The organism is Clostridium sp., assembly GCF_032552055.1.
GTDB lineage: Bacteria > Bacillota > Clostridia > Clostridiales > Clostridiaceae > Clostridium.
On the sequence record NZ_JAWGSV010000198.1, the window covers coordinates 1 to 5713 of the forward strand.

Annotated in this window: 5 protein-coding genes; all 5 read right to left on the minus strand. The window is 25.5% G+C overall.

The genetic code is table 11. The features are described from left to right. The coding region (locus E6248_RS12105) for an MBOAT family O-acyltransferase (RefSeq protein WP_316341058.1) at positions 1-929 on the minus strand (929 nt) is incomplete at its 3' end. Positions 930-1284: 355 nt separating this feature from the next. After that, a complete protein-coding gene (locus E6248_RS12110) occupies positions 1285-1758 on the minus strand; it encodes a DUF4358 domain-containing protein (RefSeq protein ID WP_316341059.1) in 474 nt (157 codons plus the stop codon). 75 nt (positions 1759-1833) lie between these two features. After that, a complete protein-coding gene (locus tag E6248_RS12115) occupies positions 1834-3753 on the minus strand; it encodes an ABC-F family ATP-binding cassette domain-containing protein (protein WP_316341060.1) in 1920 nt (639 codons plus the stop codon). Positions 3754-4053: 300 nt separating this feature from the next. After that, a complete protein-coding gene (locus tag E6248_RS12120) occupies positions 4054-4554 on the minus strand; it encodes a QueT transporter family protein (RefSeq protein WP_316341061.1) in 501 nt (166 codons plus the stop codon). 291 nt (positions 4555-4845) lie between these two features. Then, on the minus strand, positions 4846-5713 hold an 868-nt coding region (locus E6248_RS12125), incomplete at its 5' end, for a hypothetical protein (protein WP_316341062.1).

The window sequence follows — 5713 nt, forward strand, 5'->3', positions numbered from 1 at the left end:
GAAGAAACAATACAAATTATAAATATAATTATGTAATTTCTTAAATAAAAAATATAATCTAAAGTCAAATCAAAGGTAAATAATTTACCTATATATACTCTTAATGTATTTAAATCAGTAATAGCAAAAATACACCATCCTATTAGCAAAATAAATACTGTGTATATATGGGAAAAGATAATATATTTATTTAAAATCTTTGACAAGAATAACTTTTCTAGATATATAAATATAAAGAAGTATATACCCCATAATATAAAATTATACTCTGCTCCATGCCAAAATCCAGTTAAAAACCATAATAATAGTAAGTTAAAAAATAGTCTTTTTTTAGACACTCTATTTCCTCCTAGAGGAATATAGATATACTCCTTTAACCAGGAACCTAAGGTAATATGCCATCTTCTCCAAAACTCGCTTATACTTCTAGATATATAAGGAAAATTAAAATTAATTGGAAAATTAAATCCAAGAATTTTACCAAGACCTACTGCCATAGATGAATATCCACTAAAATCAAAATAAATTTGAAATGCAAATGCTAATATAGATATCCAAGCTAAGGGCATTGAAATACTCTCTATATTTTTATTGCTAATTTCATTCCATAGCATTCCTATATTGTTTGCAATTAACACCTTTTTTGAAAGTCCAATTATAAATTCTTCAAGCCCTTCTTCTATATTACTAAAAGATATACTTCGATCTTTTATCTCTTTATTAATATCACTATATTTAACTATAGGACCAGCAATAAGTTGTGGAAATAATGAAACAAAGGCTCCAAAGTCTATTATATTTCTTTCTGCCTTAAACTTTCCCCTATAGACATCTATAGTATATGATAAGGTTTGGAATGTATAAAAGCTTATTCCTAATGGAAGTGCAACCTTAATAGTGTTTATAGATGTATTGAAAAGTAAATTCATATTTTCTATAAAAAAGTTATAATATTTAAAAAAGAATAACATTCCAATATTGAAAATAATCGATAATATTAATAAGGACTTGCATTTCCTTCTATTCTCAAAATTATTTTCTATTATTATTGAAATAATATAATCAACAATAATAGACGCTATCATTAAAGGGAAATACTTTGGTTCCCCGAAAGTATAAAAGATTAAGCTGAAAATAAGTAGAGATAGGTTCTTATATTTATTAGGTGTAAAAAAATATGAAATAAAAAAAATAGGCAAAAATCTAAATATAAAAATTAAACTACTAAAAACCATAAAGTATCCTTTCTAAAAAAATAAGCTGTCAAAAGACAGCTTAAATTAATTATTTAAAACATTCATCAACAGCTGATTCAGCTGCTTTAACATCTGCATTAATTAATAATATTACATAATTTCCTTTTTCTTTTAAAACTGCATTTTCAACCTTTTCCTTTTGGTCTGGCAAATAGGCATTATTCTTTTCTGTGTCAAGCATTTCTTGTAAAGTAGCTTTTACTGCTTCTACCTTGCCATCCTTAGCTTTTACAACAGCAGCAACATCAGCTGAATTTATAATTGCAGCTTTAGTAATAGCATAATCTTCAACATTATCAAGGTCTAGCTTCGCTATATCCTTAGCTAATTCTTCATCCAATTCCATAGGCATTTGCATAGGTGCTTTTTCCTCTACTTTTTGAACTACATCCTTAGCAGTAAGTCCATCTTTTAACTCAGATGTGTTTGATACTTTATTTCCACAAGCAACAAAAGATGCACAAACTAGGATTAGACTTAGACTTTTTAAAAGTTTCTTCATAGTTAATCTCCTTTTAAGATATTACGTTTTACACTAAGATTATACTATACTTAGTATTATCATAAAAGAGCTTGTTTAAGCATTTTCATCTTTTTTGTAATTTTTAATTTTATCATTTAAATCTTCTAAATACTCAAGTCTTTCATATTTAAATAAAAGTTCTTCTTCTACTTCTTCTTTTTCCTTTAATATCTCATTTAAAGCTCCATAATTCGTTGCGTTTTCTTCTATCTTTAACTCTAAGCTAGATATTTTGCTTTCAAGGTCCTCAATTATATCATATATTTCTTCAAATTCCTTTTGTTCTTTAAATGTAAATTTAGGTCTTGTATCCTTATTTTTATATGACTTATTAATCTTATTGTTATCTTTAGCAGCAGTTGCTTCATTGGAATTTTTAACAGCATCATATTCTTTATAAATTAAATAATCACTATAATTGCCTATAAATTCTTTAATTACTCCATTGCCCTCATAGGAGAATATTTTATTACATAATCTATCTAAAAAGTATCTATCATGGGATACTATAATAACTACCCCTAAGTATTCATCCAAGAAATCTTCAAGTATTTTTAATGTTTCTATATCTAAATCATTAGTAGGCTCATCTAAAATTAGTAAATTAGGTGATTCCATTAGTATTCTTAATAAATGAAGTCTTCTTCTTTCTCCTCCAGATAGTTTTTCAATAGGTGTATATAATGTTGTACCATCAAATAAGAACCTTTCAGCTAATTGAGTTGCAGTAATCATATATCCATTTTCAGTTGGAATATTTTCTCCACCTTCTTTAATATAATCTATAGCTCTTTGATTTAAATCCATATGACTATTATCTTGTGAAAAAGATCCTAATACAACTGTATCGCCTATATCAATGGTCCCAGTGTCAGGTTCAATATTATTTGTAATCATGTTAATTAAAGTAGTCTTTCCAGCACCATTCTTACCTATAATCCCTACTCTATCACTTTTAGTAAAAATATAGTTAAAGTCTTTAATTAATATCTTATCATCATAACTTTTAGATAAATTATTTATTTCTAATATTTTTTTGCCAAGCCTTTTACCTACAAAAGGAATTTCTATTTCTGAATTTGCTGGAGTATATTCCTTGTTAACTAATTCATCAAATCTTTGTAATCTAGCTTTTTGTTTTGTAGTTCTAGCCTTTGCCCCTCTTTTAACCCATTTCAACTCTTTTATTATTAGTTTTTGTCTCTTATCTTCTAATGTTGATTCAAGCTTCATTCTATCAGCTTTTTTCTCCAAGAAATCACTATAATTGCCTTCATATTCATATAATGTACCTCTATCTAGTTCTAGAATTCTATTAGTTACTCTATCTAAAAAGTATCTATCATGGGTAATCATTATTAAAGCGCCTTTCCTTGAGTTTAGATACTCTTCAAGCCATTCTATCGACTCAGAATCTAAATGGTTTGTAGGCTCATCTAGGACTAATAATTCGCAAGGTGTAATTAAGGATGAAGCTAAAAAAACTCTCTTTTTTTGTCCACCTGATAATTCACTCATTTTTTTATTAAAATCATATATTCCAAGCTTAGTTAATATTGTTTTTGCATCACTTTCTAAATCCCATAAATTTAGAGTATCTATTTTACTTTGTAATTCTATAAGTTTATCACTTAAACTACCATCCTTTTGTACTTTTTCTAAAATATCTTCATACTCCATTAATAATTTCATTTCGGGAGTATCTCCTTTAAATATTTGTTCTAATACAGTTGATGATCCATCATACGGAGTGTCTTGAGATAAGTATTCTATTCTTAGATTCTTACTCTTAATGACCTTTCCATCGAAGAATTCATCTTTTCCTGTTAATATTTTTAATAATGTTGATTTACCAGCACCATTTAGCCCTATAAGGCCTATCTTATCTCCATCATTTATATTTAAATTTACATCTTTAAGCAATGTTTTTTCACTATATGACTTATTAATTTTTTCTAATGTTATTAAATTCATTTTTATCTCCTTAATTTTGTCTACTCATATATATTGTAAATAAAAAAGTAAGCTTAGACAACAATAAATATCTAAGCTTACTTAATATTATAAATTATATATATGTTTCAACAAACAATCTACATCTGCAGTCTTATAGAATTTTAAGTGAAAAATACTTTTAAAGTAAACTACATCAATTGAAAGCATATATATTTTTAAAATTTTATATAAGTTGTCAAGCTAATTCAATTTCTTAAATATTTTTCATACGAAATATAAATTAATAAAATGTAAAACTTTATTACAACTTATATAGTTTTATTCTAATGCTAATCTATCTTTATATTTATTTTCAATTAGTCTAAATACAGGTACTCCTACTAAAGTAACTACTACAAATTCCCCTACTCCTACTTGAATCATACTTAATACCATTGGTAAGTCAGCTACAATGTTAAGCATCCATCCTATAATTAATCCATTGAATATAGTTGGCCAAAGGGATGCTAATACTAAGCTAATCTTCTTATTTTTTATGTATTTTCCAGTTAAATAAACACCAGTTACACTTAAGAATGTTGCTACTGTTCCAAATACTATATCCATTAATCCATAGCCACCAAAAATATTTGCAATTAAACATCCAACAGTTAATCCAACTATATAAAATGGATCTATAACTGCTAACAGAACTAAAATTTCTGATATTCTAAATTGTACAGGCCCATAGCTAATTGGGGCTAAAATAACAGTTAAAATAGTATAAATAGCTGCTATCACTGCAGTTTTAACTAATTTTTTTGTAATATTATCTCTCATTTAATCTTCCTCCAAATAATTAAATATAAAAAAGGTGCCTAAAATATAGACACCTCAAATTAAACGAAATTAATAAAAGCAATAAATATAAAAAAATAAAGTAGAGGATATATAACCCTCTACAATAAAAATCACATTTAATATAAATTGCAATTAATTACCGTAGTTTTGTTTATAGACAGGAGGTTTCCGAACTGTCTTATTAAGTTTACATATACATTATATTTTATTTGTATATGCTTGTCAATTAATATATTTTAATGAATAATTTATATCAATATAGATTTGTAATTAATCTTCTATGAATTTTAATATTTTTTTAAATTCCTCTTCCCTATTAATCCATAAACTTCTTTGCCATACTCTGTAGAATCTTATATTGTTATCGAGTAAATAATTATTAAACTCATATAGTGTGGATTCCTTCTCAATAGAATCATTTATATTAAGTGAGTTAAATAATATAAAGGATTCTCTATTATTATGGGTGACTAATAATAAATCCATTGGTAAAGTAGTATATTTAGTTACAGAATAGCCCTTGCTTTCAAGATAATATTTTGTAGCATATAGTGCATCTTCATTTTCGCTTATTTTAATATCATCAATATATGTGAAAGTATCAAATAAATTAATTGATTCAATTTCTGTAATTTTATCTTTAGAAAGTATAATTAAATTATCAGTTATAGACCTTAAATAGTTCATATGTTTTTTTATCTCATCATAATTTATTTCATTTATTATAATAACGTCATACTTCATGGGCAATGTATTTATAATATTTTTATTATCTATATTATATTTTAAGTAATATATAGGTATAAGCTTTAATGCTTTATAATCATCAGAAACATCCGTGGTAAAAAGATAGAAATTTTCTCTTAAATAATTCTCCCAAATATAGTTTAAAGAACTTATAGTTAGGCTTTTTTTCATTTCTATCTTTAATTTTAGTTCAGTAAGAATACTATCAAAATTGTTAATTTTATCTAAAATACCTCGATTCTTTATTTCTTCCTCTTCTATTTCATAATATATCTTCATTATCGCTAAGTTGTTTAGTAGATTTTGAGTTTTATTTTTATCTAAAGAATTACTATAGCAATATGATAACATATTTAGCTCTATATTTGATAATCCATCAATTTCTATAGAT